Origin of the sequence: Frigoribacterium sp. UYMn621 (assembly GCF_040549525.1) — a bacterium.
Lineage (GTDB): Bacteria > Actinomycetota > Actinomycetes > Actinomycetales > Microbacteriaceae > Lacisediminihabitans.
The window spans coordinates 137,798-164,138 of the sequence record NZ_JBEPTM010000007.1 but is presented as its reverse complement, the minus strand read 5'-3'; the positions used below and the strand labels follow the sequence as shown (position 1 = coordinate 164,138).

Here is a 26,341-nt window from a genome sequence, read left to right as displayed (position 1 = left end):
GGCCTCAGCCGCCGACGGGGGAGAGCGCGCCGATCATGCCGAAGAGATCCTTCGGGTTCTCCGGAGACGCCACGAGGTCGATCTCGTCGAAGAAGTCGGTGTCCGCCACCGAATCGCGCAGGTAGCGAAGGGCGGAGAAGTCCTCGATCGCGAAGCCGACCGAGTCGAAGAGCGTGATCTGCTCGGCAGAGGTGCGCCCGGGAGCGCTGCCGACGATGACCTTCCACAGTTCCGTGACGGGGAAGTCGGCTGGCATCTGCTGGATCTCGCCCTCGACGCGGGTCTGGGGCGGATATTCGACGAAGACGGATGCCCGGTCGAGGATCGCGGCCTCGAGTTCGGTCTTGCCGGGGCAGTCACCGCCGATCGCGTTGATGTGGACGCCCGGTGCGACGAGGTCGCTTGTCAGCACTGTCGCGAGGGCCTTGTCTGCGGTACAGGTGGTGATGACGTCGGCTCCGGCCACGGCATCCGCGGCGCTCGTGGCGACGGTGATGTCGAAACCGAGGGGGGCGAGGTTGCGAACGAACTTCTCCAGCGCCTCGGGATCGGTGTCCCACACGCGCAGCCGGTCGATTGCGAGCGCGGCCCGGAATCCGAGAGCCTGGAACTCCGCCTGGCTGCCGGCGCCGATCATCGCCATGGTGGTGGAATCCGGTCGGGCCAGTTCTTTCGCGACCATCGCGGAGGTCGCGGCGGTACGCAGGGCGGTGAGGAGGGTCATCTCGGCGAGCAGCGTCGGATAGCCGTTGTGCACGTCGGCCAGCACCCCGAACGCGGTGACGGTCTGGAATCCCCGGGCGGGGTTGGAGGGGTGGCCGTTGACGTACTTGAAGGCGTAGGTCTCGAGGTCGCTCGTCGGCATCAGCTCGATCACGCCGAGGGGGGTATGGCTGGCGACCCGAGCCGTCTTGTCGAAGCTCTCCCAGCGACGGAAATCGCCGCGCAGGTAACCGATCATGCCGCCGATGATGGCCTCTGGTCCGGTCGTGGTGGCCCAACGCACCATGTTGCGAACATCAACAAAACGCGTCACTGGCGTCTCCACTTCACTAGACCGCAAGCCTAGTTTCCGACGATATGCACAAAGAATAGGCAGACCGTCGATCTTCTGGCGTACGAATGAGCAATGTGACATCCCAAGTAGTACATTCTGTACATGCCCGCTTTGGATGACCTCGACCGAAACCTGCTCTCTGCCCTGCGCGAAGACGGCAGGGCATCCGTCGCATTCCTTGCGCGCACCCTCGGGGTCGCCCGGGCCACGATCAGCAGCCGGCTCGAGCGGCTCGTGTCATCCGGAACCGTGGTGGGGTTCACCGTGCGGGTGCGGGACGAGCTCGATCCGCTCACCATCCACGCGATCGCCTTCATCGAGGTGGAGGGGCGCACCACCGACCACGTGATCCGGCAGCTGCGCGGCATGCCAGAGATCAGTGCGCTCCACACCACGAACGGTGGCTGGGACCTCGTGGCCGAACTGCGCACCGAGACCCTCACCGATTTCGATCGCACCCTGGGGCAGATCCGCGCGATCGAGGGTGTGGTCAACAGCGAGACGAGCCTGCTGCTGAGTTCCGTCCTGCGATAGGGGGCCCGCCCGGGGTCAGCGGCGCAATTCCGCCTTGCCGAGGGAGGAGAGGTGCACTTCGTCCGGTCCGTCGGCCAGACGCAGCGCGCGGGCTCCGGCGTACATCTCGGCGATCGGGTCGTCGGCCGTGAGCCCGCCGCCGCCGTGCAATTGGATGGCGCGGTCGAGGATCTGCTGCACCGCCCGCGGCACGGCGATCTTGATCGCCTGGATCTCGGTCATCGCCCCGGCATTGCCGACGGTGTCCATGAGCCAGGCGGTCTTCAGCACCAGCAGCCGCAGTGATTCGATGGAGATGCGGCTCTCGGCCAGCCATTCGCGCACCACCCCCTGCTCGGCAAGGGGTCTGCCGAAGGCGACGCGACCCTGTGCTCGCTCGCGCATGAGATCCATGGTGCGCTCCGCCATGCCGAGCAGCCTCATGCAGTGATGGATGCGCCCGGGCCCGAGCCGCGCCTGGGCGATCGCGAATCCGTCGCCCTCCCCGGCGATGAGGTTGCCCCCGGGCACCCGCACTCCCTCGAAGAGCACTTCGGCGTGACCGCCGTGGTCCCGGTCGTCATACCCGAAGACGGTGAGGGGACGCACGATCGTGACCCCGGGTGTATCGCGCGGCACCAGGATCATGCTCTGCTGGCGGTGGCGCGGGGCATCCGAATCCGATGCCGCGGTGCGACCCATCACGATGAAGATCTCGGCCTCGGGGTTCATCGCCCCGGTGGACCACCACTTGCGCCCGTCGATCACGTAGTCGGGCCCATCGCGACGGATGCTCGTCGCGATGTTCGTCGCATCTGAAGAGGCGACGTCCGGCTCCGTCATGCAGAACGACGAGCGGATGCGAGCCTCCAGCAGCGGCGCCAGCCAGCGTTCCTTCTGCGCCGGGGTGCCGAACTCCGCGAGCAGCTCCATGTTTCCGGTGTCCGGGGCGGCGCAGTTGAGGGCGACGGGTGCCAGCTTCGGACTGCGCCCGGTGAGCTCCGCGACGGCCGCATACTGCAGGTTCGTCAGGCCTTCGGCGGGGAGGAAGAGGTTCCACAGGCCGCGGGAGCGGGCCTCCGCCTGCAGCTCCCGCACGATCGGACGCAGGCTCCAGTCATCCGGGGTCTCGGCGACCTGGGCCTCGAGCACGGCCTCTGCGGGATAGACGCACTCGGCGAGGAACGCGGTCATCCGCTCGACGAGGTCGACGGTCGTGGCGTCCGGGGCGAAGTCCATCAGGGGTTCCTTTCGGCCAGGGAGCGGAGCCCGGCCCTGGCGAGTGGGGTGACGAGGCCGCCGATGGTGTCGAAGCCGGAGCCGACCGTCTCGCCGGCCTGGAAACGCAGGTGGATGCCCTCCAGGATGATCGCGAGCTTGTAGGCGGCGAAAGCGAGGTACCAGGAGAGCTCGGGCACCGCCGTTCCCCGGGCTGCGGCATAGGCGTCGAGCAGTTCGGCGAAGCTCGGGTATCCCGCCGCCGGATCGACCGCGCTCGCGGCGACCGCCGCCGCCTGCTCGCTGATGCTGCTGATGTCCCAGTAGAGTCCGAGCAGTCCGAGGTCGGTGAACGAATCCCCGATGGTCGCCATCTCCCAGTCGAGGATCGCGGCGATGCGGGGACGACCACCGGAGTCCACCTGCACGATCGCATTGTCGAGGCGGAAGTCCCCGTGCACGAGCGAGGAGCCGATCGTCGACGGCACCTTCTCTCGCAGGGATGCCTGCAACGCATCGAGCTCCGGCAGCTCGCGACTGCGGGACTTGTCGTACTGCTCTCCCCAGCGGCGCACCTGACGCTCCAGGTAGCCGGAGGCCCGGCCGAAGTCTTCGAGCCCGACACTCGCGGGGTCGATCGAGTGCAACTCGGCAAGGGTGGCGACGAGGTCGAGGCTCAGTGTCCGCAGTTGGGTCGGGCTGAAGGGCACGTTCGCAGCGGGCGAGGAGAGCACCTGGCCCTCGACGAGGCCCATGAGGTAGAAGGGCGTGCCAACGCCGGCGGTGCCATCGGTGTCATCCCGGTACAGCAGGGCCTCCGGCACGGGCACCGTGCTTCCGCCCAGCGCAGAGATCACCCGGAATTCCCGGGCCATGTCATGAGCGCTCGCCAGCACATGCCCGAGCGGTGGCCGTCGAAGCACCAGGGGCGAGGTCCCACCGAGCACCCGGTAGGTGAGGTTGCTGCGTCCGCCCATGATCAACGTCGCGTCGAGCTCCGAATCCGCGACGAGTTCCGGATGCTCCGACCGCAGCCACTGCTCGAGCACTGACGTAGCGAGCCCGCGCGGTTCGCGGCTCATGCCGTCATCACCAGTTCGGCCTCGATCGCCGCACGAACGAGCCGCGGGATGGGCACGGGGCGTTGGCCGACGGGGTCGACGAAGACGTGCACGAACTGCCCGGTCGCCACGAGCGCCCCGGAGCTCTCGGCATGAAGGCCGAGCTCCCAGGTGACACTGGTGGTGCCGAGGCGCCCGGCGCGAAGGCCGACCACGAGTCCCTCCGGAAACGACACCGAGGCGAGGTAGGTGCAGGAGGAGGAGACCACCACCGCCATCGCGTCGTCAGCATCCGTGCGAAGTCCGGCGATCCCGATCAGCCAGCTGGTGATGGTGGTGTCCATCGCGGCGTAGTGGGTCGTGTTGTTCAGGTGACCGTAGACGTCATTGTCGTTCCAGCGCGTGCCGAAGACGCGGCTGTAGCCGAAGCCCTCCGGTACCGGAGTCTCTGTCGGTGCTGGTGTCTCTGTCATCTGGTCGTCAGGAACAGGGCGACGAGCAGCGCGATGTACACGAGCACGAAGATCGCGGGCGTCACGAACTTCGGCACGAGCAGCCAACGGCGGGAGGCGATGATCCGCTGCGCCACCGCGGAGGGGGCGACGATCGAGTCGAGATCGTCGATGATCGCGGCGGCCTCACCCGCAACCGAGATCTGGGCGAGCGCGCCGAGGATGCCGGAGGCGAGCAGGATGCCGGCGGCGGCGAGCCGCACGCTGGCCGGCGCGGTCGTCAGGCCGGCGTCGAGCAGGCCGATCGTGACGATGAGCAGGAAGGTCGGGGCGAACTGCGACACGATGAGGTGCAGTCGCGCCTTCGTCCAGAGCTCGGTGAGGGACTTCTCGGACAGGGCCTTTTCCTCGGTCATGATGGCTCCTCTGCTGGGGGTGCGGAATCCGGCTCGGCGGCGAAAAGAACGATGGTGTCTGCAACGAGTGCGGGCTTCGATTCGCCGTCGATCTCTACAGTCATCTTCACACCCACCCGCACTCCGAGCCCCACCGCCTCGGCGCTGGTGATCGATCCGTGTGCCCGCAGCCGCGATCCGCTCTGCACCGGCTGAAGAAACCGCACCCGGTCGAGCCCGTAGTTGATGGCCATCGCCACGTGATCCACCTCGAGCAGCTGCGCGGTGAACGGGGCGAGAAGGGACAGGCTGAGGTATCCGTGGGCGATGGTGCCCCCGAAGGGGCCGGCGGCGGCGCGTTGCGGATCGACATGGATCCACTGCTCATCGCCCGTCGCGGCCGCGAAGCCGTCGATGCGCTGCTGGTCGATCTCGAGCCACGCTGTGGTGCCGAGCTCTGCTCCCACGGCGGTCAGCAGCGCGGCGGGGTTTGCGAAAGTGGTCATCGGCTCAGGCCTTCGGCCCGCCGGACACGTAGACGACCTGGCCGGAGACGAATCCGGCCTCTTCGGAGCAGAGGAAGGACGCAAGGGCGGCGATGTCCTCCGGCTGGCCGACCCGGCGAACGGGGATCTCCTTCGCGGCGCCCTCGAGGAAGGCATCGAAGCTGACCCCCATGCGTTCGGCGGTCGCGCGCAACATGTCGGTGGCGATGAAGCCCGGTGCAATGGCGTTGGCGGTCACACCGAAGGGTCCGAGTTCGATCGCGAGCGTCTTCGTGAAACCCTGCAGTCCGGCCTTGGCCGCGGAGTAATTGGCCTGCCCGCGGTTGCCGAGAGCCGAGGTGCTCGAGAGGTTGACGACGCGCCCCCACTTCGCCTCCACCTGGTGCTTCTGCACCTCGCGGCTCATCAGGAACGCCCCGCGCAGGTGCACGCCCATCACGGCATCCCAGTCGCCCTCTGTCATCTTGAACAGGAGGTTGTCGCGCAGAATGCCGGCGTTGTTGACGAGGATCGTGGGAGCCCCGAGTTCGTCGGCGGTGCGAGCGACGGCGGTGGCGACAGCCGAGGCATCCGCGACATCCGCTCCGATGCCGATGGCCTGCCCGCCCGCCGCGACGATCGCCTCGACGGTGGTCGTCGTGTCTTCTTCGCGCAGGTCGATCACGGCAACGGCGTAGCCATCCGAGGCGAGACGTTTCGCAATGGCGGCCCCGATTCCGCGGGCGCCTCCCGTGACGATGGCGGTGCGTTGCTCGGTCATCAGTTCTCCTTCGTGGGTGCTTCTGGTTCGAACACGATCAACTGGCGCAGCGCGCGGCCCTCGGCGAGGGCATCCATCGCCTCGTTCAGCTGGTCGAGGCGGATGCGGCTGGAGATCAGCTTCTCCACGGGCAGCCGACCCTCCCGCCAGAGCTGGGCGAACAGCGGGATGTCGCGGGAGGGCACCGCGGAGCCGAGATAGCTACCGATGATCGTGCGCGCCTCGGCGGTGAGCAGCAGGGGAGAGATGGTGGCCCGCGCTTCCGGTGCGGGCAGGCCGACGGTGACGGTGCGGCCACCGGCCGCCGTCGCCGCAAGCGCGGTCTCGAAGGCGCGGGCGTTGCCGGCGGCCTCGATCACGACGGGAGCCCGCACACCGGAGTCGAGGAGCTGCTGCGGTGTGTAGGTCTCGGTGACGCCGCAGTCCCGCGCGGTCGCCAGCTTCTGTTCGACGCCGTCGACGCCGATCACGTGATGGCCGAGGGAGAGGGCCACGAGCACGGCCGCCATGCCGACACCGCCGAGTCCCACCACCATCACTGTCTCTCCGGGTTCGGGTTTCGCCGAATTGATTACTGCACCACCGCCGGTCAGCACCGCGCAGCCGAGCAGTGCCGCGACCTCGGCGGGAATGTCCGGGTCGACGCGCACCACCGAAGCACTGTTGACGACGGCGTGGGTCGCGAACGCCGAGACCCCGAGGTGGTGGAAGACCGGATGGCCGTCCCGCTGCAGCCGCATCGCTCCGCCGAGCAGGGTGCCGGCGTTGTTCGCCGCGCTGCCGACCTCGCAGGGCAGGCGGCCTCCGGTGGCGCACCCCGCGCACGCGCCGCACCGAGGGAGGAAGGTCATGACCACGCGGTCGCCGAGTTCGAGGCCGGTGACACCCTCGCCGAGGATATCGACGATGCCCGCAGCCTCGTGCCCGAGGAGCATCGGGGTCGGACGCACACGATTTCCATCGACGACGGAGAGGTCGGAGTGGCAGACCCCGGCCACCTCGATGCGCACCAGCAGTTCTCCGGGCCCCGGGGCATCCAGCTGCAGCCTGCCGATCGACAGGGGAGCGGATGCCGCGAATGGCGGCTCCGCCCCGCTGTGCTCGAGTACCGCGCCGACGATCTCCATTGATGCCTTCTGTCGTACCGGCCCCGATCAGGAAACCGACCGGGCGGTATGCAGTCTACGTGAGCCGGCCGGCTCTGCTGGTCGAGTAGCGCCCGACGGAGGAGGACGCGTGTCGAGACCCGCGGGTCTCGACACGGTCGCTGGCGCTCCCTACTCGACCGGCAGCCCGTCAGGCGGCCACCGTCTCCCGCTCCGACACGGTGTCGACGAGGTAGTGCGTGTACGCCGGGATGGTGAGGAAGGTCGGGAAGTCGTCCTGCAGGGTCACGAGCCGCACGATCGCCGCGGCATCGTCGAAACGATCCTCGGTCGACCGTCGACTGCCGTCGAGCTCGCTCTGCAGCATCCCCTCCACGAGGTCGCGCGTGACGAGGTCTCCCTGCTCGGTGACGATGCGCTGCGCGATCCACTGCCACAGCTGCGACCGGGAGATCTCCGCCGTGGCGGCATCCTCCATGAGGTTGTCGATGGCGGCCGCGCCGACTCCGCGCAACCAGCTCTCGATGTACCTCAGCGCCACCGCCACGTTGCGACGAACCCCCTCGGTGGTGACGGTCTGGTCGAAGGACCGCACATCGAGCAGGTCGGCCGCCGAGACATCCACCTCCGGCCGGAGACGATCGACCTGGTTGGGGCGATTACCGAGCACCGCGTCGAACTCCTCGCGGGCGCTGGCGACGAGATCCGGATGCGCCACCCAGGTGCCGTCGAATCCGTCGGTCGCCTCGCGCCGCTTGTCGTCGTGCACCTTGGTGATGGCCTGCGCGGTGATCTCGGGGTCGCGGCGATTCGGGATGAAGGCGCTCATGCCGCCGATGGCATGGGCTCCCCGACGGTGGCAGGTGGCGACCAGCAACTCGGTGTAGTTGCGCATCATCGGCGAGGTCATCGTGATGCGGTCCCGATCCGGAAGCACGAACTGGCGGCCTCGCCCGCGGAAGTTCTTGATCAGGCTGAAGATGTAATCCCAACGCCCGGCATTGAGACCGGCGCAGTGCTCCTTCAACTCGAACAGGATCTCGTCCATCTCGAACGCTGCGGTGATCGTCTCGATGAGCACCGTGGCGCGGATCGAGCCGTGTTCGAGGCCGAGGGCGATCTCCGAAAAGGTGAAGATGTCATCCCACAGGCGTGCTTCGAGGTGGTTCTCTATCTTCGGCAGGTAGAAGTACGGTCCGCGGCCGTCGGCGATGAGTTCGGCGGCGTTGTGGAAGAGGTACAGCCCGAAGTCCACCAGCGAGGCGGATGCCGCCTTCCCGAGGCCCGCCCGGTCGGTGTACCTCAGGTGCTTCTCCACCAGGTGCCAGCCGCGGGGACGCATGACGATCGTCGGGGTGACCTCGCCCACCGTATACAGTTTGCCGGCCTCGCTGGTGAAGTCCGCCTGGTGACGGATGGCGTCGTAGAGCGCGAGCTGGCCGCCGATGATGTTCGACCAGGTGGGGCTCGTGGCGTCCTCGAGGTCGGCCAGCCAGACCTTCGCGCCGGAGTTGAGCGCGTTCACCGTCATCTTGCGGTCGGTGGGGCCGGTGATCTCGACCCGCCGGTCTTCGAGCCCGGGGCCGGCACCGGCCACGCGCCATCCGGAATCCGCCCGGATCGCGGCGGTCTCGGAGAGGAAGCCCAGATTCCGGCCGTTCTCGATGTTCTTACGCTGAACCATTCGCGCAGTGAGACGTTCCTGGCGGCGGCCGGCGAACTGGTCGTGCAGGCGGGTGACGAAGGTGAGCGCCTCGGGGGAGAGGATGGTCTCGAAGCCGGGTTCCGGGCTGCCGAGCACGGTCATGCGGTTGTGGGTTGTCATGATGATGGCCTTTCCCTGCTGATGAGTGACACTGCGGTCTAGTGGAACTGTTCGGATTCGGTGGAGCCGACGAGCGCGAGCGTCGCGCTGTCGGGGTTCAACACCGTCGAGATCTTGTCGAAGTAGCCGGTGCCGACCTCGCGCTGGTGCTTCGTGGCGGTGTAGCCGTCGGCCTCGGAGGCGAACTCGGCCTCCTGGAGGTCGACGTACGCGCTCATGTGACGCTGGCTGTAGTCGCGGGCCAGCGTGTACATCGAGTGGTTGAGGGCGTGGAATCCGGCGAGGGTGATGAACTGGAACGCATAGCCCATGGCCGCGAGCTCCCGCTGGAACGTCGCGATCTGAGCGTCGTCGAGGTGGCTCTTCCAGTTGAACGACGGCGAGCAGTTGTAGGCGAGCTTCTTGCCCGGGAATTCCCTGTGGATGCTCTCGGCGAAGGTGCGGGCGAGGTCCAGGTCCGGCTCGGACGACTCGACCCAGAGCAGGTCGGCGTAGGGGGCGTAGGCGTGGCCTCGAGACAGCACGGTCTCGATGCCGGGCCGGGTGCCGTAGAAGCCCTCGGGAGTGCGCGTGCCGTCGAGGAACGGGCGGTCGCGCTCATCCACATCGCTGGTCACGAGGTTCGCGGCGAGCGAGTCGGTGCGCGCGATGACGATCGTCGGCACGCCGGCGACGTCGGCGGCGAGACGCGCCGCATTGAGAGTGCGGATGTGTTGGCCGGTGGGGATCAGCACCTTGCCTCCCATGTGGCCGCACTTCTTCTCACTGGCGAGCTGGTCCTCCCAGTGCACACCAGCGGCGCCCGCGGCGATCATCGAGCTCATGAGCTCGTAGGCGTTGAGCGGTCCGCCGAAGCCGGCCTCGGCATCCGCGACGATCGGGGCGAGCCAGTCGGTGCCGGTGCGTCCCTCCGAGGTCTCGATCTGGTCCGTGCGCAGCAGCGCGTTGTTGATGCGTCGGACGACGCTCGGCACCGAGTTCGCCGGGTAGAGGCTCTGGTCGGGGTAGGTCTGGCCGGAGAGGTTCGCGTCGGCCGCGACCTGCCAGCCGCTGAGGTAGATCGCCTTGAGTCCGGCGCGCACCTGCTGCACGGCCTGGTTGCCGGTGAGGGCGCCGAGGGCCGGCACCCACTCCTCGGAATCGAGCAGGCCCCAGAGTCGCTCCGAGCCGCGACGAGCGAGGGTGTGCTCCTCCTGCACGCTGCCGCGCAGGGCGATCACGTCTTCGGCGGTGTAGTCCCGCTCGACACCGTTCCAGCGCGCGTCGGTCTTCCACTGTGTCTCGAGCTCTGCGGCGGTCTGGTTCTGGTCACCCGGTCGGCTGGTCATCGGTGCTCCTTCGTTGGTTGCGTAAAACCCACGATGCGGCCGTTTTAGCGGGCCCGATCCCCCTTTCATGGCAGAATTTTTGCGATTCTTCTATTTACCGGAAGAAGCTCGCGTGTCATCCTTGGCCCATGGGACAACGACCGTTCGACTCGCTCGAGGATGAAGACATGCTCGATTCACTGACGATCGGCCGCCGCATCCGGCAGCTGCGCACTTCACGGCACATGACGCTCGACGACATGGGAGCCGCGATCGGGCGTGCGGCGTCGCAGGTCTCTGTGGTAGAGAACGGCAAGCGCGAATTGAAACTCGGCGAGTTGCAACGGTTCGCCCGCGCGCTCGATGTGCCGATCGATCAGTTGTTGAACTCCGAGCCGCCGAGTGGCCGGGCGGGACTCGAGATCGCGCTCGAGCGCATCCAGCGCGGGCCACTGTATGCCTCCCTCGGGTTGCCTCAGCTCGCCGTGCGTAAAGCCCTGAGCGACGAGGCGATCGAGGCGATCCTCGGCCTGTATCGGGAGCTCGAGCGCGTACACAGCGAGCGCGCCGCGACGCCGGAAGAGGCGCGGCGTGCCAACACGGAACTGCGCAGGGCGATGCGCCGGCGCAACAACTATTTCGCCGAGCTCGAGGGCGTGGCGCGCGGCCTGCTCGCGGCGGTGGGCCACACCGGTGGCCCGCTCTCACAGCGGGTGGCCGCCGACCTCGGAACCCACCTCGGCTTCACCCTGCACTATGTGCCCGACCTTCCGGGATCCACACGGTCGGTCACCGATCTCAACAACGGCCGCATCTACGTGCCGGTCGGGGCGAGTGCGGACTCCGATCCGAGATCGGTGGTGCTCCAGGCGCTCGCGAGCCATGTGCTCGGGCACGAGGAGCCCACCAACTACGCCGATTTCCTCGACCAGCGCGTGCAGACCAACTATCTGGCTGCCGCGCTACTGGTGCCCGAGCAGAGCGCGGTCGAGCTCCTCAGCAGGGCGAAGGCGGCCCGCGAGCTCTCGGTCGAAGACCTGCGGGATGCCTTCGGCGTGAGTTACGAGACTGCCGCCCACCGCTTCACCAACCTCTCGACGCAGCATCTCGGCATCCCGGTGCATTTCCTCAAGGTGCACGAGAGCGGCACGGTGTCGAAGGCCTACGAGAACGACAGCGTCACGCTGCCGACGGATGCCCTCGGCGCGGTCGAGGGGCAGGTCGTGTGCCGCTTCTGGAGCGCTCGCCGTGTGTTCGACGTGGCGGACCGGTTCAGCCCCTATCACCAGTACACCGACAAACCCGCGGGCACGTACTGGTGCACCTCGCGCATCCAATCCTCCCCGCGTGGGCAGTTCTCGGTGAGCGTCGGAACCCAGTTCGCCCAGGCGAAGTTCTTTCGGGGGAGGGACACCGAGAATCGCTTCACCTCGACCTGCCCAGAGCCCTCCTGCTGCCGCACGCCTCCGAGCACTCTCGCGGCCAAATGGGACAAGCACTCCTGGCCGAGCGCGCGACTCAATTCCTCACTGCACGCGGCGATGCCGACCGGAGCGTTCCCCGGGGTCGACAGCACCGAGGTGTTCGAGTTCCTTGAGCGTCACGCGCCGGCGTAGTCCGCACTCGACCGAACCGCCCCAGCCTCTTCGGCCGACGGCTCATCGTGAGGAAAGACCGGCGTGAGAAGGAATGCGCCCGGCGCGTGGCCCGGTCCCTCGCGGCGGTGGGGAGACCGCGCGTCACTCGGCACAGCGGCCCCCTGACGGGGGTGATTTCCCAGTGGATTTGCTGGGAAAACTCCCGGTGACACGAATCGAGCCCCGGATTCTCGGCGATAGAAAGCGGGGCCCTCATTAGGGGGACTGGCTGCGAGGGCGGCCGGGTCGTTAGCGTGGATTACGGCCTCCCGAAGCGCGACCCGAAATCCGTGCTGGCCTGTTGAAGGACAATCCATGTTTACTCGCAACTCTGTTCTGCCTGCCCAAAAACGCCAGTGGGGCTCCGAACGCCGCACCGATCCGCTCCCGAGCATCCATGCCAGACCGAGCGATCGAAAGATAACCCTGGGGCGTCTGGCGATTATCGCGACCATCATGTTCTGGATCGCCTACGTCGTTTCGACGATAATCCGTCAGTTCATCGACAGCACGAGCGACTTCCGATTCACGATGGAGGCGATCTCGTACCTGGTCGTCGTCACCTTCCTCAGTTTTTCTGCTCTGATGTACCTCGTTGCGCGCCAGGGCGCCCTGGAGCGGTTCCGCAGCCACGTTCGGATCCCTCGGGCAGAGCTGGATCGCCACTTCACCGGACACACCGGGTCGATAACGGTGCTCGTGCCCAGCTACGCCGAAGAACCTCAGGTCGTGCGGCAGACTCTCTGGTCGGCGGCGTTGCAGGAATACCCTTCGGTGCGGGTGGTGCTGCTGCTCGACGACCCGCCGCATCCCGCCGATCCGGAGATCGCGGCGCGGCTGGATGCCACTCGGGTGCTCGCTGATTCGATCAACCTGGCGCTCGCGGAGCCGGCCCGCCGATTTGCGGAGGCCGAGCGTGCGTTCGGTCCATCGAGCCCCTCGAGTTGGGTCGACATCCCGTCGGTCCGTACGCTCTCCGGCCACTACGAGTGGGCGGCAGCCTGGCTCGACCGGATGCGTGAAGAGGAGGAGTCCTCGGATCACGTGGACCGGTTCTTCATCGATGAGGTGCTCGGCGGGCTCGCCGGTGAACTTCGCCTCGTCTCCATCGCCCTGGATGTTGCTGCGAACCAGAATGAGGCACCGCCCCGCGAACGCCTCGTCGAGCTCTATCGCCGCCTGGTGTGGACCTTCACCGCCGACCTGAGCACCTTCGAGCGCAAGCTCTACGCATCCCTCTCGCACGAAGCGAACAAGGCGATGAACCTGAACTCCTACATCGGCCTCATGGGGGGAAATTATCGCCGGGACGAGACGCCGGATGGCACGGTCCTCCGCCGCGTGGAGGGCTCCCAGTTCGCCGACCTCTCGGTGCCGGACTCCGAGTACCTCCTCACGCTCGACGCGGACTCGCTGCTCTTGCGCGACTACTGCCTGAGGCTCGTCCATCTTCTCGAGCAGCCGGAACATGCTCGGGTCGCCGTGACGCAGACACCCTATTCCTCGTTCAGAGGCGCAGGAAAGCGCATCGAACGGCTTGCCGGCGCGACGACTGATCTGCAGCACATCCTTCATCAGGGCATGTCCCATTTCGGTGCGACGTTCTGGGTCGGGGCGAACGCCGTGATCCGCAAGGCGGCTCTGGAAGACATCGTCGAAGTGGAGCAGGTCGGCGGATTCGACGTCAAGCGCTACGTGCAGGACCGCACGGTCATCGAGGACACGGAGTCGAGCATCGACCTCGGCACGCACGGATGGACGCTGACGAACTATCCGGAACGACTGAGCTACAGCGCGACCCCACCCGATTTCGGATCCCTGATCGTGCAGCGTCGTCGCTGGGCGAACGGAGGGCTGCTCATTCTGCCGAAGCTCTGGCGGCAGTTGGCCGAACGCAAACGGCAGGGTGAGCGGATCTCGCGCGTGGAGCTGATGCTCAGACTGAACTACATGTCGTCGATCGCGTGGGCGAGCTTCGGACTGCTCTTTCTGCTCGCCTACCCCTACGACTCGAGGCTGCTCAGCCCGCTCGTGCTCTGCGCGGCACTGCCGTACTTCTTCGCGATGGCCAGCGACCTGCGCTCGACCGGATACAAGGCATCCGATGTGTTGCGGATCTATGGCTTCAATCTCATTCTGCTTCCGGTGAATCTCGCCGGGGTTCTCAAGTCGCTTCAGCAGGCGATCACGGGTAAGAAGATTCCGTTCGCCCGCACTCCCAAGGTGAAGGATCGCACCGCCGCGCCGGTGCTGTACGTCATCGCGCCGTATCTGATTGTGGCCTTCTCCCTCTTCACCCTGTGGCGAGACATCGTGGAGCACAACTGGGGTAACGCGGCGTTCGCAGCGTTCAACGCGATCCTGGCCACCTGGGCGATCCTCGCCTACATCGGGGTGATCAACTCCATTGTCGACGTGTGGCTCGGTGCAACCCAATGGCTCTTCGTGGAACGACCCGTGCGGGAGGACAAGCGCGCGCCGGCCGAGACTGCTGAGGTGGTGGACTGGAGAGCGGTCCTGTACCACGGCTATGCGGGGGGATCACTCCCGCTCGAGCCTGTCGGTTCCTCGCCGCGCAGTGAGACGACACAGGCCGGGCAGGTCTCAGCATGAGCGCCGCGAAGCTGGCATCGGTGCGCTCACGTCGCCGACTCTCCATCCCGCGACTGACCGTCGCCACTCTCGTGACCGGAGCCATGGTCGCCGGCGGTTTCGTCGGTGTCCAGCAGCTCACCGCGGCTGCGGAGGTGACATCTCAGACGTGGTTCGCCGGTTATACGGATGTCACGGCAACGCCGACCTTCGCATTCGAGTCGCCGGCCTCCAAGTCAGGCAAGAATGTTGTGCTCTCCTTCGTGGTGTCCACACCCGGCGACGTCTGTGCGCCGAGTTGGGGTGCGGCCTATTCACTGAATGAGGCCGCGGACTCGCTCGATCTCGATCGTCGAATCGCTCGGCTCCAGCAACAGGGCGGAGAAGTGGCGGTGGCGTTCGGCGGTCAGGCGAACGATGAACTCGCGACCAATTGCACGAGTGTGACCCAACTCGCCGCCGCCTACGCGGCGGTGATCGATCGTTACAAGGTCTCGACGATCGATGTCGACGTGGAGGGCGCGAATCTCACGAACCGCGCGGCAAACGAGCGACGGGCTGTGGCGCTCGCCATGCTCCAGAAGCAGCGTCGCGCCGAGGGCAAGGAGCTCGCCATCTGGCTGACTCTGCCGGTCACGCCAACGGGGCTCGACGAGAGCGGCCAGTCCGCAGTCCGGGACACGCTCACCAACAAAGTGGATCTCGCCGGCGTCAATGCGATGACGATGGACTACGGATCCAGCCTCAAGGCCGGCACGAGTGAACTGCAGGGATCGACGCAGGCGCTCACGGCCACCCAGCGTCAACTCGGCGTGCTCTACCGCCAGGCCGGTATCCGCCTCTCGGACAAGACGCTGTGGAGCAAGATCGGCGCGACTCCGATGATCGGTCAGAACGATGTTCAGTCGGAGGTCTTCCCGTTGGCTGCGGCCAAGGGCCTCAACACGTTCGCCCGTTCGCACAGCATCGGTCGCGTGTCGATGTGGTCACTCAACCGGGATCGCACCTGCGGTTCCAACTACGTGACGCTGAAGATCGCCTCGGATTCCTGTAGCGGCGTCGACCAGGGCAAGATCGCGTTCGCCGACGTGCTGAGCGCCTCGATCCAGGGCAGCCCCCAGTTCTCGGCAGCGGTCGTGACGACGTCCGAGCCGGTCGATGCGGCCACACAGAAGGATGACCCGGCAACCAGCCCCTACGCCATCTGGCAGGACACGAACTCCTATCTCGAAGGCACGAAGGTCGTGTGGCACCACAACGTCTACCAAGCGAAATGGTGGACGCGCGGAAACCTCCCGGACAACCCCGTGCTCAACGACTGGGAGACCCCCTGGCTGCTGGTTGGCCCAGTGCTGCCGGGAGAGAAGCCGATCGCGGTGCCCACACTTCCCGCGGGCAGCTATCCGGAGTGGTCGGGAGGGAACCCTTACGACAAGGGCACACGAGTGCTGTTCGACGGTGTTCCGTTCGAGGCGAAATGGTGGAATCAGGCCGAGAGCCCAGAGGCGGCGTCCGCCAACCCCGACAGCTCTCCGTGGGTTCCGCTGACGCTGACGCAGATCAAGCAAGTGATCGCGGGCCAGGAGGCGGGGGTCACCCAGTAGCGGGTGCCGCTGGCGCTACCAGGAGGCGGGGGCGTAGTCCTTGAGGAAGACGCCGTAGAGGTCTTCGCCGGCCTCGCCGCGCACGATCGGGTCATAGACGCGGGCGGCGCCGTCGACGAGGTCGAGGGGGGCGTGGAAGCCCTCCTCCGCGAGTCGGATCTTGGTGAAGTGCGGGCGCTCGTCGGTGATCCAACCGGTGTCGACACTCGTCATGAGGATGCCGTCGGTCTCGAGCATCTCTTTGCCGCTCGTGCGAGTGAGCATGTTGAGCGAGGCCTTGGCCATGTTCGTGTGCGGATGCCCCGGTCCCTTGTACCCCCGACCGAACTGCCCCTCCATCGCCGACACGTTGACGATGTACTTTCTGCGGGCTGCCGAGGCGGCCATGGCCGGGCGGAGGCGCGAGACCAGCAGGAAAGGCGCGGTCACGTTCGCGAGCTGTACCTCGAGCATCTCGAGCGGATCCACCTCGTGCACGAACTGGGTCCAGCTGTTCTGGTCGTGCTCGTCGGGCACCAGTCCTCCGGCGTCGATCGCCGTTCCGGCGGCGAGCCTCGCAAGGGACGACGATCCGGCGGCGAGGGCAAGCTCGGTGAGCTCGGCGGCGCTGAGTCCGCCGGCGTTCGCCAGGATCGGATGCGACCCCACCGAGGCGGCAAGCGCCTGTGGGTGCGCATCATTGGTGTGGCCGAAGGTGAGCAGTTCGGGAAGCGGGCCGTCGGGCAGCGGCGCGCTCTCGGCATCCGCCAGCGGGGCATAGGAGCCGGGGGAGCGCCTCACCGTCTGCGCGGCGTTGTTGATGAGGATGTCGAGGGGTCCGGTCTCGATCATCGCGTCCGTGAGTCCGATCACCTGCGCCGGATCCCGAAGGTCGATGCCGACCACCCGCAGGCGATGCAGCCACTCGCTCGCATCCGGGAGCGAGGCGAATCGGCGCACGGCATCGCGGGGGAACCGCGTCGTGATGGTCGTGTGCGCGCCGTCCCGCAGCAGCCGGAGGGCGATGTACATGCCGATCTTCGCGCGGCCCCCGGTGAGCAGCGCCGTCTTGCCGGTCAGGTCGGTGCGGGCATCGCGTTTGGCGTGGTTGAGAGCGGCGCAGTCGGGGCAGAGCTGGTGGTAGAACGCGTCGACCTGCGTGTAGTGCTGCTTGCAGATGTAACACGGCCGGGACTTGAGAAGGGTGCCGGCGGTGGCCGCCGTCGCCGTGATGGACAGGGGGATGCCGCGGGTCTCGTCATCGATGCGGTCGGGCGCTCCCGTCGCGGTGTTGGCCACAACGGCGCGGTCGGCGTCGGCGATGACGGCACGCTTCTCGAGCCGCCGGTTGCGCTTCACCGACTTGAACATGCGGGCGGTGGCCTGGCGAACGGCGATGAAGTCCGGGTGTTCTTCGTCGAGGGTGTCCATCGACGCGAGCACCCGCAGGGTGATTTCGAGCTCGGTCGGGTCGAGGGCGCTGCTGTCGGCGGGGTCGGAAGGCACACACGATTCTAAGCGGAGGGCCTCTGACATCGGTGCCTGGCCCGGGTCTGGCCGTCACCGCGCTCGCGGTACTACTGTGTGGACACCCGTGATCAGCAGGGCGGCGAACTGTGCACTGCGCCAGTCGACCAGAGGGAGGACCCGTGATGTCCCGCACAGTGGCAGGGCCGCCGACGGAACCGCTCGTCGAACTCGTGGTGGTGCACGGGATCGGGCGCCAGACTGCCGGACAGACTCTGCTCGAATGGGCCGAACCGATCCTGCAGCGGATGGACTGGCTCGCCAAGGGTAGCCCGGCCGAGAATGGCGCGACCCCCTCCGCGCAGGCAGTCGCCGAGGATGCGGCCCGGCGGTCCCCGGAGGCAGGATTGCGGCCGACCGCCCCCGCCGAGGCCGGAACGGCCCAACCGGACGATGATTCGCAGGGCGAACCGACCGCGCTGGAGTTCGGCGCGGTCGTGCTCGGCACGGCGAACGACGAGGTGACCGCGAGCATCCACTATCTCGATCTCGAGGCGACGCCGCGTTCGGTGGCCCTGCACATCACGGAGGCGCGCTGGTCGGAGGCCTTCTTGCCCCTGTCCCGCACCCAGATCTTCACCTGGGGCCTCGGCTTCGTGTTTCGCGCGGTCGGCCGACTCCTGGTGTACCTCAGCACGGCATTCTGGGTGACCTCCCGAGGATTCTGGGGGATCGGCCGGGTCATCGCCGTGATGGCCATCGCCGCACTCGGCCTCGTGGTGGGCGTGCTCACGCTCGTCGCGGTGGTCTTTCTCGCCCTGTCCGGCCCGCTGCTGATTTTTCCCTTCGTCGGCACGGCACTCAAACCGGTGGTGGACTCCCTGGTGGACTTCGTCGGCGATGTGCCGGCCTGGACTCAGCGTCCGACCCGGGCGGCCGCAATGCGGCAGATCGTGGCCACAGCGGTGGGTGCCGCCCGGGCGCGGGCAGGCGACGATGGCCGGGTCATGGTGGTCGCTCATTCTGAGGGCGCGGCGATCACCGCGAACCTGCTCTTCGGCGATGCGATCCTCACGCCGGGACTGAGAGTGGACACTCTCGTCACGGTCGGAAGCGCCCTGTCGCTGCTCGGCCGTCCCAGCTTCACCTCCCATCGGCTGAGCCCCGCCGAACTCGCCGCGCATGGGCTCTCCCTCACCCTCAATCCGGTGCGCGCCTGGGGCGCAATGCCGGCTGCCAGCCGTCCGCGGTGGCTGGACTTCTTCGCGACCTGGGATGTGATCCCCTCCGGTCCGACCTCCACCGGAGGTGCGGCCCGCCGAACGCGCTGGACGGCGAGCTACGCGCCGGCAGCGGAGGCGGAGCAGGGGGCTCTCGCCGATTCGCCCGCACTCGGACCCGAGGAGCATCCGGTGCACAACACCGCCTCCGCCCTCACCGATCACCAGTCCTATTCCGCCAACATCGTGCAGGTGATCGATCCGCTCGCCCGAATCGTGCTCGGACTCGAGACCCGCGACCCGGCGACGGGCAAGCGTGAGCGTCCCCTTGTCGCGGCCGGCGCCGAGCAGAATCGGCTGCACGTGCGGGCCGTGAAGGAACTCGGCCTGAATCGGCTGCTGGTGCTGCTGCTCGCCGCCCTCTGCTTCTTTGTGCCGACTCTCTCCGAACTCTTCAGGCTGACCACGACCGGGCCGGTGTCGGTCGTCACGACGGCACTCAAGTGGTTGCTGCAGGTGAAAGACGGCGAGGGCATCTGGGGGTGGCTCTTCAGCCTCACCTGGGTGCCTTATTTCGCCCTCGTCGCGGGCGCTGCGGCGTTGCTGCTGTGGGCGAATGGCGCCCTCTGGCAGCTGTTCGAGACTCGGCTCGCCAGCAGTCGCTACGACAGGCCCGCGGTTCCTCGCCTCCGGGTGTGGGGGCTGATCGTGCGCGTTCCGCTCGCGCTGGGGCTCGCCGCGGGGGCGACCATTGCCGCCCGCGTTCATCCGCTCGTTCTCGTCGGCTCACTGATCGCGGCGGTCGCGGTGATCGCTGCGCCGTGGTTCGGCCGCATTCCGAGAACTCTCGCAGCTCGCACGCAACCACCGGACTGACCGCACCGTCAGCCCGTCTCGCGGCGGGGGGCGCGGGGATGTGGCACGGTTGACCCATGCCCAAGAAGATCCTGCTCGACTGCGACCCGGGCCTGGATGACGCTCTCGCCCTGCTGCTCGCGCACGGGGATCCGAATATCGACCTCGTGGGGGTCACGACAGTCGGCGGCAATGTCGGGCTGCCGCGCACGACCCGCAATGCCCGTGCCCTGCGCGAGTACCTGGGATTCGAGACCGTGCCGGTTGCCGCGGGCGCTGCACGGCCCCTGAGCGGGGAGACCCGCGACGCGAGCCATGTGCACGGAGAGTCGGGGCTCGGCGCCGCCGTGTTGCCTGAGCCCACCCTGGCGGTGGACCCCCGCCACGCTGTGGACTTTCTCGTCGAAACGATTCGTGCGACTCCTGGCACCATCCACCTCGTCGCGACCGGCCCGCTCACCAACATCGCACTCGCGCTCCAGAAGGAGCCGGCGATCGCCCGCTGGGTCGCATCATTCACGATCATGGGCGGATCCTTCACCCGCGGCAACGCCACCCCCGCCGCCGAATTCAACATCTACGCCGATCCGGAGGCCGCCCGGGTCGTCTTCGACGCGGACTGGCAGGTGGTGATGGTCGGCCTCGACCTCACCCTCCAGGCGCAGGCCAACGGCCCGGTGGTGGAGCGTCTCGGCCGCCTCGGCACTCTCGCCCACGAACTCATCCTTCCCCTCGCCACCTTCTGGGTCGACGCGAACAACAGCGACTGGGACGGCCAGGCCGTGCACGACGTGTGCGCTGTCGCCCACGTGGTGCGTCCGGACCTCTTCTCCTCCCGACCGGCGCAGGTGAGGGTGGAGACCCGTGGCGAGTTCACCAGCGGAATGACGGTGGTCGATTTCGATTCGCCGTTCCCCAACGCGATGGTGCCGGTCACCCTGGATATCGCGGGCTTCTGGTCCTACGTCGAGCACGTCTATGCGATCGTCGCCGGGCAGCATGCCTGACCTCCTCCTCGACCGGCTGCGACCGATGCAAACGGCCGGGTCCTACGATCCGGATGCCGTCTACGAACAGTTCGTCGAGTGGGCAGCCGGGCGAGGCCTGAGTCTCTACCCCGCGCAGGACGAGGCCCTCATCGAGATCGTCTCCGGCGCCAACCTGATCCTCAGCACCCCCACCGGCACCGGAAAGTCCCTCGTCGCGATCGGAGCACACTTCGCGGCTCTCGCGCAGGGGCAGCGCACCTTCTACACCGCGCCCATCAAGGCCCTGGTGTCCGAGAAGTTCTTCGCACTGGTCGACATCTTCGGCGCCGAGAACGTGGGAATGGTCACCGGGGACTCGAGCGTCAACGCCGAGGCTCCCATCATCTGCTGCACCGCCGAGATCCTGGCGAACCTCGCCCTTCGGCACGGAACGGATGCCCCGGTCGACCAGGTCGTGATGGACGAGTTCCACTTCTACTCCGATCCGGAACGCGGCTGGGCCTGGCAGGTGCCGCTGCTCACCCTCCCGGGGGTGCAGTTCATCCTGATGTCCGCCACGCTCGGGGATGTCGAGTGGCTGGCGTCAGACCTGTCAAAGCGCAACAGCCGAGAGACCGCAGTGGTCACGGGTGTCGACCGCCCGGTGCCCCTGCACTTCTCCTACGCCACCACTCCGGTGCACGAGACCGTCGAGGATCTGCTCGCCACCGGCCAGGCACCGGTCTATATCGTGCACTTCTCGCAGCTCGCCGCCCTCGAGAGGGCGCAGGCACTCACCAGCGTCAAGATCGCCTCCCGGGAGCAGCGCGACGAGATCGCGGATGCCATCGGCGACTTCCGCTTCACCACCAACTTCGGGCGAACCCTCAGCCGCCTGATCCGATCGGGAATCGGGGTGCATCACGCCGGGATGCTGCCCAAGTACCGGAGGCTCGTCGAGCAGCTCGCCCAGCAGGGCCTGCTCAAGGTGATCTGTGGCACCGACACCCTCGGGGTGGGCATCAACGTGCCGATCCGCACCGTGCTGCTTACCGCGCTCACCAAGTTCGATGGCACGAAGATGCGTCAGCTGAGCGCGCGGGAGTTCCACCAGATCGCCGGTCGTGCCGGTCGGGCCGGCTTCGACACCGCCGGAACCGTGATCGTGCAGGCCCCGGACCATGAGACAGAGAACGCCAGACTCCTCGCGAAGGCGGGGGACGATCCGAAGAAGATCAAGAAGATCGTGCGCAAGCGCGCGCCGGACGGCTTCGTCTCCTGGGGGGAGCCCAGTTTCGCCCGGCTCGTCGCCGCCCAACCGGAGACCCTCACCTCGAGCATGCAGGTGAACCACGCGATGGTGCTCAACGTGATCGGTCGGGGCGGGAAGCCCTTCGATGAGCTGAGAGAACTGATCGAGAACAACCACGAGCCGCGGCCGCGCCAGCGCGAGCTCGCCCGGCAGGCCCTCGCCATCTACCGCACTCTGCGCACGGCCGAGATCGTGCAGCAGAGCGCGTCGGGGCACATCAGCCTCACCGTCGACCTGCAGCAGAACTTCGCGCTCAACCAGCCGCTGTCGCCCTTCGCCCTGGCGGTCTTCGACCTGCTGCAGCCCGCGGAGGGGGCGGTGCAGACCTCTCCCACCTACGCCCTCGACCTGATCTCCGTGCTCGAGGCGACCCTGGATGATCCGCGCCCGATTCTCTCGGCCCAGCAATTCATGGCGCGGGGTGAGGCGGTCGCGGCGATGAAGAGCGAGGGCATCGAATACGACCAGCGCATGGAACTTCTCGAGCAGGTCACCTGGCCCAAACCGCTCGAGGAGCTTCTGGATGCCGCGTTCCAGACCTACCGCGCATCGCAGCCCTGGGTCGGCGACTTCGAGCTCAGCCCCAAGTCCGTTGTGCGGGATCTCTACGAACGCGCAATGACCTTCAACGATTACATCGGCTTCTACAAGCTCAACCGCTCGGAGGGGCTCGTGCTCCGCTACCTCTCCGACGCCTACAAGGCGGCACGTCAGACCATCCCGGACGAAGCGAAGACCGAGGAGCTGCTCGACCTGATCGAGTGGCTCGGCGAACTGGTGCGCCAGGTCGACTCGAGCCTGCTCGACGAGTGGGAGCAGCTCATCAACCCGGCGGCCGCCATCGAAGCCTCCGCCCCGGTGCTGCCGCCCGCGCCGAAGGGCGTGACCACGAACATCCGAGCCTTTCGCATCCTGGTGCGCAACGAGCTGTTCCGCCGGGTGCAGCTCGCCGCTCTCGACGACTACGACCAGCTGGGCGAGCTGGATGCAGCGGCCGGTTTCGATGCCGAGGCGTGGGGGGACGCCATGGACGCCTACTTCGACGCCCACGACCATCTCGGAACCGGCGGGGATGCCCGCAGCTCCGCCATGCTCATGGTGGAGGAGGGGTCGACCGCGTGGACCGTGCGCCAGATCTTCGACGATCCGGCCGGAGACCATGACTGGGGAATTTCGGCCACCGTCGACCTCGCGGAGTCCAACGCCGCGGGCGTCGCCGTGGTGCGGGTGACCGCGGTCGGCATGCTGTGAGCCACAATTCGGGCACGTGAGGATCGACACCCATGACCACTCTCCCCGCAGCCGGCCGACCGTACTGGCCGGGATCCTTCAATCTCTCGGATGCGGGCGGCCTTCCGCTCCGGGGCGGCGGAGTCACCCGATCGGGGCAGGTATTCCGCTCGGCTCGCCCGGACTATCTCACGCCAGAGGGCTGGCGCGCGGCTCGGGCCGCCGGGGTGACGACCGTGGTCGATCTGCGCAATCCGGGGGAGAGCACGAGCGAGGGGGATGGGGTGTCGGCAGGTGCTGCGCCGGTCGGTGCCGCGACGGTGACGCCGGGCATCCAGTTCGTCTCCTGTCCGACGGAGGATCCGACCGACCCGCAATTCCTCGAGCTCTGCGGTGCCCTGCTCGACCACCCCCTCTCCTATGCCGACAACATCCGGCTGTACCCGCGGAAGTTCGCCGAGGTGTTCCGGGCGATCGCCGGGGCGGAGGGCGCCGTTCTCGTGCACTGTGCCGCGGGACGGGACCGCACCGGGATGGTGATGGCGATGCTGCTGAGCGTGGTTGATGTGACACCCGAGGCCATCGCGGAGGACTACGTCGACGCGGCCATGCGCTTCAATGCCGGGCTCGGGGTAGAGCCGGGCCTCACCGAAGAGAAGGCCCATTCCGCAGCGGCGATGGAAGAGCGCATGGCGAGCCGCCGATCCGCTCTTCTCGCGTGGCTCGAGTCTCTCGACGTCGAGTCGTATCTCCGATCCGGCGGCCTCACCTCCGGCGAGATCGACTCGCTCCACGCGCGTCTGGTCTAGTCACGAGCGTCTCGTCTACTCAAGAGCGTCTGGTCTGGTCAAGAGCATCGACCGCCGCGAGAATCACCGACACCTCGGTGCGGCGGGTGTAGTCAACCTGCACATCGGCGAACCGCACGATGCGTCCGGCATCGACGACGATGACGGTGGGGAAGGGGATGCCGGCGGTGGCATCCGCATTGCTGTCGGCGACATCGAATCCGAGTTCGGTCTGGGCCAAGCGCACCTGCGGACTCGGTTCGGTGAGGATGCCGAGGGCCGTCGCGAGGAAGTTCGAGGGGTCAGAGAGCACCGTGAAATCGAGAGCCCCCTGATCGATCGAGAGCTGCGAGGAGCTCGGCTTCTGGGGGCTGATGGCGACAAGGCCGACGCCACGCTCGAGCAGCCGGGGAAACAACTCCCTCTGGTAATGGGCGAGCGCGAGGGTGCAGTACGGGCACCACGCGCCGCGGTAGAACACGATGACCCCTGAATCGGATCCGAGGGCGTCGTAGAGCGAGGCCGGCGCTCCGTCCCGGTCGAGCAGCGGCGCGTTGGGAAGGTTCGCGCCGAGAGTCACCGAGACGACAGGCACTCCCTCGGAGCGGGAGCCGGCCCGTTCGGTCGCGAAGACCGCGGCAAGTCGATCGCCGATCCGTCGGTCGAAGCCGACGGTGAATTCATCCGATTCCTGGCCGATGGTCGCCGGAGCCATGGTTCCTGCTTTCACTGATCGGGATGCTCCGAGCTTACGTTCTCCCGTGAGGGCAAACCCTTTGTGTGGGCACACCGAACCAGATGCGACCAGTTGTTCTCCCAGTCCACCGTCAGAAAAGGTTAAGATCATGCGCAGTTTCACCAAGGCCGCCATCGGAATCGCTACCGCGGGCCTGCTCGTCGCCGGCGTCGCCGGTGTTAGCTCCACCGCCTCCGCCGCTCCCGAGATCACAGCGAAGTCCTCCTCCGCCATCCCCGCCCCTGCTGCCGCCGTTCCGGCGCTCAAGGGTGGCGACACTGCCGTGCTTCTCGACGCCGGCTTCGCCTCGGCGCTCACCTCGCTCGGCCTCACCCCCGGCGTGACCGGCACAGCGACCCTCACCGATGGCTCTGTGCACTTCCCGATCACGGGCGGAAGCGTCGTCTACTGGTCGCCGAAGAGCAACTACCGCCCCTACGTTCAGGGCATCATCGAGCACGACGGATCGGGACTCTCGCTCACCGCGGGATCCACCGTCGTCGGTCTCTCCAACTTCACGATCAACCCGGGCAACTCGAAGCTCTACGGCGATGTCGACGTCAACGGGACCGTTGCTGCCGTCCAGGCTCCGCTCTTCGACCTCCACGGTGGAACGCTGAAGCCGCTCCAGCTCGAGGGTGACAATGCCATCCTCACCGGTACGACGGTCCACATCTCCGACACCGCGGCCGGACTGCTCGACAAGGTCTTCTCGACGGACGCCGTCAAGGGCGGCCTCCTCGTGGGCATCGCCACCATCACGGCCCAGATCAAGTAGCAGCACAGCGCGTCACTCGAGGGGCCCACCGCGATGGCGGTGGGCCCCTCGTCGTGCGAGCGCCGACCAGTGGAGGTCTGAGGTCCGTGGCCCGGTCGCGACCGTCGCGAAGCCGGATGCGTCTGACAGTTCGATGACGGATGCGAGCCGCGTAGAGTCGATCGCGTGACCATGAATGACCTCCGCACCGGCGAACGGCGGCGGCACCGGCACGGCGTCACCTTCTATTCGAGCCGTCCGCTCTACGACGATCTCGCCGTCGCGATCAGACGCTTCCCCGGCTCGGTCGACTCGCCCGGCAAACGGCCGTTCGTGCTCGTCCACGGCATCGGGGTCTCCTCCCGCTACTTCCATCCCCTCGCCGAGCAACTGGCCAAGAGCAGCGAGGTCTTCCTCATCGATCTCGCCGGGTACGGTTCGGCTCCGGATCCGAAGCGCGATGTCTCGATCGCCCTGCATGCCAAGGTGCTCGGCACGTTCCTGGTGAAGGCGGGCATCGTGAATCCCGTTCTCGTCGGGCATTCGATGGGCACGCAGGTCGTCTCGCAACTGGTGTTCGACTCTCCCCGGGTGACCGATCGCCTCGTGCTCATCGCGCCGACGGTCAACCCGCCCGATCGACGCTTCCGCACGGAGGCGATGGCACTGCTGCGCGACATCCCCCGGGAGTCGCTTCGCTCGAACCTCATCGTCCTCACCGACTACCTGGTGCGGTGCGGCATCCCCTATTTCTTCGCCCAGTTCAAGCACCTGGTCGACGATCGCATGGAAGACCGTCTTCCGGTGATCGAGGCGCGAACACTCGTGCTGCGGGGGGACCGCGATCCGATCGTTCCGCGGTCCTGGGCAGAGTGGGTGGCCGAACTGCTGCCCCACGGTACCTACGCCGACGTCGTTGGTCCGCACGTCGTGATGCACTCCGACCCGGTGCGCATCGCGGCCCTCATCGAGAGGCACTCCGAATGAGGCACCGTT

The 26,341-nt window shown here is 67.2% G+C and carries 22 protein-coding genes; 10 read left to right on the top strand and 12 right to left on the bottom strand.

Translation table 11 applies throughout. The features are described from left to right. Positions 1–4: 4 nt before the first annotated feature. Positions 5–1,036: an ornithine cyclodeaminase gene (gene ocd, locus ABIB54_RS13015; protein WP_354575942.1), complete on the bottom strand. Its 1,032-nt coding sequence runs from the start codon at positions 1,034–1,036 to the stop codon at positions 5–7. Positions 1,037–1,159: 123 nt separating this feature from the next. Here ocd and ABIB54_RS13010 point away from each other — a divergent pair, with 123 nt between their 5' ends. After that, positions 1,160–1,591, top strand: coding sequence for an Lrp/AsnC family transcriptional regulator (locus ABIB54_RS13010; protein WP_354575941.1), 432 nt, complete (start codon positions 1,160–1,162; stop codon positions 1,589–1,591). A 15-nt stretch (positions 1,592–1,606) separates the two neighbouring features. Here the strand turns inward: ABIB54_RS13010 and ABIB54_RS13005 are convergent, their stop codons facing one another. The 9 genes from ABIB54_RS13005 to aceA all read right to left on the bottom strand — a co-directional run bounded on the left by ABIB54_RS13005 (position 1,607) and on the right by aceA (position 10,221). Next, entirely contained in the window at positions 1,607–2,809 is a 1,203-nt protein-coding gene (locus ABIB54_RS13005; RefSeq protein ID WP_354575940.1) for an acyl-CoA dehydrogenase family protein, read from the bottom strand. Then, positions 2,809–3,870, bottom strand: a complete 1,062-nt coding sequence (locus ABIB54_RS13000) for a phosphotransferase family protein (protein WP_354575939.1) — start codon at positions 3,868–3,870, stop codon at positions 2,809–2,811. The genes ABIB54_RS13005 and ABIB54_RS13000 overlap by 1 nt, the downstream gene beginning before the upstream one ends. Beyond that, a complete protein-coding gene (locus tag ABIB54_RS12995; RefSeq protein ID WP_354575938.1) occupies positions 3,867–4,322 on the bottom strand; it encodes an acyl-CoA thioesterase in 456 nt (151 codons plus the stop codon). Before ABIB54_RS12995 ends, ABIB54_RS13000 begins: the two co-directional genes overlap by 4 nt. Beyond that, the gene (locus ABIB54_RS12990) at positions 4,319–4,717 is read right to left on the bottom strand and encodes a hypothetical protein (protein ID WP_354575937.1); all 399 of its coding nucleotides are present in this window, start codon (positions 4,715–4,717) and stop codon (positions 4,319–4,321) included. Before ABIB54_RS12990 ends, ABIB54_RS12995 begins: the two co-directional genes overlap by 4 nt. Continuing rightward, a complete protein-coding gene (locus ABIB54_RS12985) occupies positions 4,714–5,202 on the bottom strand; it encodes a MaoC family dehydratase (RefSeq protein ID WP_354575936.1) in 489 nt (162 codons plus the stop codon). Before ABIB54_RS12985 ends, ABIB54_RS12990 begins: the two co-directional genes overlap by 4 nt. Before the next feature lie 4 nt (positions 5,203–5,206). Further along, complete coding sequence (fabG, locus tag ABIB54_RS12980; protein WP_502917130.1) at positions 5,207–5,962, bottom strand: 3-oxoacyl-ACP reductase FabG; 756 nt, start codon at positions 5,960–5,962, stop codon at positions 5,207–5,209. Further along, a complete protein-coding gene (locus tag ABIB54_RS12975) occupies positions 5,962–7,089 on the bottom strand; it encodes an alcohol dehydrogenase catalytic domain-containing protein (RefSeq protein WP_354575935.1) in 1,128 nt (375 codons plus the stop codon). The genes fabG and ABIB54_RS12975 overlap by 1 nt, the downstream gene beginning before the upstream one ends. Positions 7,090–7,258: 169 nt before the next feature. Further along, the gene (aceB, locus tag ABIB54_RS12970) at positions 7,259–8,893 is read right to left on the bottom strand and encodes a malate synthase A (RefSeq protein ID WP_354575934.1); all 1,635 of its coding nucleotides are present in this window, start codon (positions 8,891–8,893) and stop codon (positions 7,259–7,261) included. 38 nt (positions 8,894–8,931) lie between these two features. Next, a complete protein-coding gene (gene aceA, locus ABIB54_RS12965; RefSeq protein ID WP_354575933.1) occupies positions 8,932–10,221 on the bottom strand; it encodes an isocitrate lyase in 1,290 nt (429 codons plus the stop codon). A 128-nt stretch (positions 10,222–10,349) separates the two neighbouring features. Between aceA and ABIB54_RS12960 the strand changes: the two genes are divergently transcribed. The 3 genes from ABIB54_RS12960 (at position 10,350) to ABIB54_RS12950 (ending at position 16,033) form a co-directional block, all read left to right on the top strand. Next, positions 10,350–11,816: a helix-turn-helix domain-containing protein gene (locus ABIB54_RS12960; protein ID WP_354575932.1), complete on the top strand. Its 1,467-nt coding sequence runs from the start codon at positions 10,350–10,352 to the stop codon at positions 11,814–11,816. A gap of 336 nt (positions 11,817–12,152) precedes the next feature. After that, a complete protein-coding gene (locus tag ABIB54_RS12955; RefSeq protein ID WP_354575931.1) occupies positions 12,153–14,450 on the top strand; it encodes a glycosyltransferase family 2 protein in 2,298 nt (765 codons plus the stop codon). After that, a complete protein-coding gene (locus ABIB54_RS12950; RefSeq protein ID WP_354575930.1) occupies positions 14,447–16,033 on the top strand; it encodes a chitinase in 1,587 nt (528 codons plus the stop codon). Before ABIB54_RS12955 ends, ABIB54_RS12950 begins: the two co-directional genes overlap by 4 nt. Positions 16,034–16,048: 15 nt before the next feature. Here the strand turns inward: ABIB54_RS12950 and ABIB54_RS12945 are convergent, their stop codons facing one another. Further along, the gene (locus ABIB54_RS12945; protein ID WP_354575929.1) at positions 16,049–17,548 is read right to left on the bottom strand and encodes an SDR family NAD(P)-dependent oxidoreductase; all 1,500 of its coding nucleotides are present in this window, start codon (positions 17,546–17,548) and stop codon (positions 16,049–16,051) included. A 116-nt stretch (positions 17,549–17,664) separates the two neighbouring features. Here ABIB54_RS12945 and ABIB54_RS12940 point away from each other — a divergent pair, with 116 nt between their 5' ends. The 4 genes from ABIB54_RS12940 to ABIB54_RS12925 are packed head-to-tail and all read left to right on the top strand — an operon-like array spanning position 17,665 to position 23,873. Then, positions 17,665–19,575, top strand: a complete 1,911-nt coding sequence (locus ABIB54_RS12940; protein ID WP_354575928.1) for a hypothetical protein — start codon at positions 17,665–17,667, stop codon at positions 19,573–19,575. A gap of 56 nt (positions 19,576–19,631) precedes the next feature. Continuing rightward, positions 19,632–20,561: a nucleoside hydrolase gene (locus ABIB54_RS12935; RefSeq protein WP_354575927.1), complete on the top strand. Its 930-nt coding sequence runs from the start codon at positions 19,632–19,634 to the stop codon at positions 20,559–20,561. Continuing rightward, positions 20,554–23,085 carry a DEAD/DEAH box helicase gene (locus ABIB54_RS12930; RefSeq protein ID WP_354575926.1) on the top strand — a complete coding sequence of 844 codons (2,532 nt, stop codon included), beginning with the start codon at positions 20,554–20,556 and terminating at the stop codon, positions 23,083–23,085. The genes ABIB54_RS12935 and ABIB54_RS12930 overlap by 8 nt, the downstream gene beginning before the upstream one ends. Positions 23,086–23,117: 32 nt before the next feature. Continuing rightward, positions 23,118–23,873, top strand: coding sequence for a tyrosine-protein phosphatase (locus tag ABIB54_RS12925; RefSeq protein WP_354575925.1), 756 nt, complete (start codon positions 23,118–23,120; stop codon positions 23,871–23,873). Positions 23,874–23,892: 19 nt separating this feature from the next. Here ABIB54_RS12925 and ABIB54_RS12920 read toward each other — a convergent pair whose 3' ends face one another. Beyond that, positions 23,893–24,567: a peroxiredoxin-like family protein gene (locus tag ABIB54_RS12920; protein WP_354575924.1), complete on the bottom strand. Its 675-nt coding sequence runs from the start codon at positions 24,565–24,567 to the stop codon at positions 23,893–23,895. A 130-nt stretch (positions 24,568–24,697) separates the two neighbouring features. Between ABIB54_RS12920 and ABIB54_RS12915 the strand changes: the two genes are divergently transcribed. After that, on the top strand, positions 24,698–25,366 hold the full coding sequence (locus tag ABIB54_RS12915; RefSeq protein WP_354575923.1) for a hypothetical protein: 669 nt from the start codon (positions 24,698–24,700) through the stop codon (positions 25,364–25,366). Between the two features lie 171 nt (positions 25,367–25,537). Beyond that, positions 25,538–26,332 (top strand): alpha/beta fold hydrolase, encoded by a 795-nt coding sequence (locus ABIB54_RS12910; RefSeq protein ID WP_354575968.1) that lies wholly within the window; start codon positions 25,538–25,540, stop codon positions 26,330–26,332. Positions 26,333–26,341: the final 9 nt, after the last annotated feature.

What these genes read in the sequence shown, in the direction of transcription:
- fabG (WP_502917130.1), bottom strand. Translation starts at nt 5,962, where the DNA reads ATGACCGAGCAACGCACCGCCATCGTCACGGGAGGCGCCCGCGGAATC.
- ABIB54_RS12940 (WP_354575928.1), top strand. Translation starts at nt 17,665, where the DNA reads ATGTCCCGCACAGTGGCAGGGCCGCCGACGGAACCGCTCGTCGAACTC.
- ABIB54_RS13000 (WP_354575939.1), bottom strand. Translation starts at nt 3,870, where the DNA reads ATGAGCCGCGAACCGCGCGGGCTCGCTACGTCAGTGCTCGAGCAGTGG.
- ABIB54_RS12920 (WP_354575924.1), bottom strand. Translation starts at nt 24,567, where the DNA reads ATGGCTCCGGCGACCATCGGCCAGGAATCGGATGAATTCACCGTCGGC.
- ABIB54_RS12975 (WP_354575935.1), bottom strand. Translation starts at nt 7,089, where the DNA reads ATGGAGATCGTCGGCGCGGTACTCGAGCACAGCGGGGCGGAGCCGCCA.
- ABIB54_RS13005 (WP_354575940.1), bottom strand. Translation starts at nt 2,809, where the DNA reads ATGGACTTCGCCCCGGACGCCACGACCGTCGACCTCGTCGAGCGGATG.
- ABIB54_RS12935 (WP_354575927.1), top strand. Translation starts at nt 19,632, where the DNA reads ATGCCCAAGAAGATCCTGCTCGACTGCGACCCGGGCCTGGATGACGCT.
- ABIB54_RS12990 (WP_354575937.1), bottom strand. Translation starts at nt 4,717, where the DNA reads ATGACCGAGGAAAAGGCCCTGTCCGAGAAGTCCCTCACCGAGCTCTGG.
- ABIB54_RS12930 (WP_354575926.1), top strand. Translation starts at nt 20,554, where the DNA reads ATGCCTGACCTCCTCCTCGACCGGCTGCGACCGATGCAAACGGCCGGG.
- aceA (WP_354575933.1), bottom strand. Translation starts at nt 10,221, where the DNA reads ATGACCAGCCGACCGGGTGACCAGAACCAGACCGCCGCAGAGCTCGAG.
- ABIB54_RS12955 (WP_354575931.1), top strand. Translation starts at nt 12,153, where the DNA reads ATGTTTACTCGCAACTCTGTTCTGCCTGCCCAAAAACGCCAGTGGGGC.
- ABIB54_RS12985 (WP_354575936.1), bottom strand. Translation starts at nt 5,202, where the DNA reads ATGACCACTTTCGCAAACCCCGCCGCGCTGCTGACCGCCGTGGGAGCA.
- ABIB54_RS12950 (WP_354575930.1), top strand. Translation starts at nt 14,447, where the DNA reads ATGAGCGCCGCGAAGCTGGCATCGGTGCGCTCACGTCGCCGACTCTCC.
- ABIB54_RS12915 (WP_354575923.1), top strand. Translation starts at nt 24,698, where the DNA reads ATGCGCAGTTTCACCAAGGCCGCCATCGGAATCGCTACCGCGGGCCTG.
- ABIB54_RS12945 (WP_354575929.1), bottom strand. Translation starts at nt 17,548, where the DNA reads ATGTCAGAGGCCCTCCGCTTAGAATCGTGTGTGCCTTCCGACCCCGCC.
- ABIB54_RS13010 (WP_354575941.1), top strand. Translation starts at nt 1,160, where the DNA reads ATGCCCGCTTTGGATGACCTCGACCGAAACCTGCTCTCTGCCCTGCGC.
- ABIB54_RS12995 (WP_354575938.1), bottom strand. Translation starts at nt 4,322, where the DNA reads ATGACAGAGACACCAGCACCGACAGAGACTCCGGTACCGGAGGGCTTC.
- aceB (WP_354575934.1), bottom strand. Translation starts at nt 8,893, where the DNA reads ATGACAACCCACAACCGCATGACCGTGCTCGGCAGCCCGGAACCCGGC.
- ABIB54_RS12960 (WP_354575932.1), top strand. Translation starts at nt 10,350, where the DNA reads ATGGGACAACGACCGTTCGACTCGCTCGAGGATGAAGACATGCTCGAT.
- ABIB54_RS12910 (WP_354575968.1), top strand. Translation starts at nt 25,538, where the DNA reads ATGAATGACCTCCGCACCGGCGAACGGCGGCGGCACCGGCACGGCGTC.
- ABIB54_RS12925 (WP_354575925.1), top strand. Translation starts at nt 23,118, where the DNA reads ATGACCACTCTCCCCGCAGCCGGCCGACCGTACTGGCCGGGATCCTTC.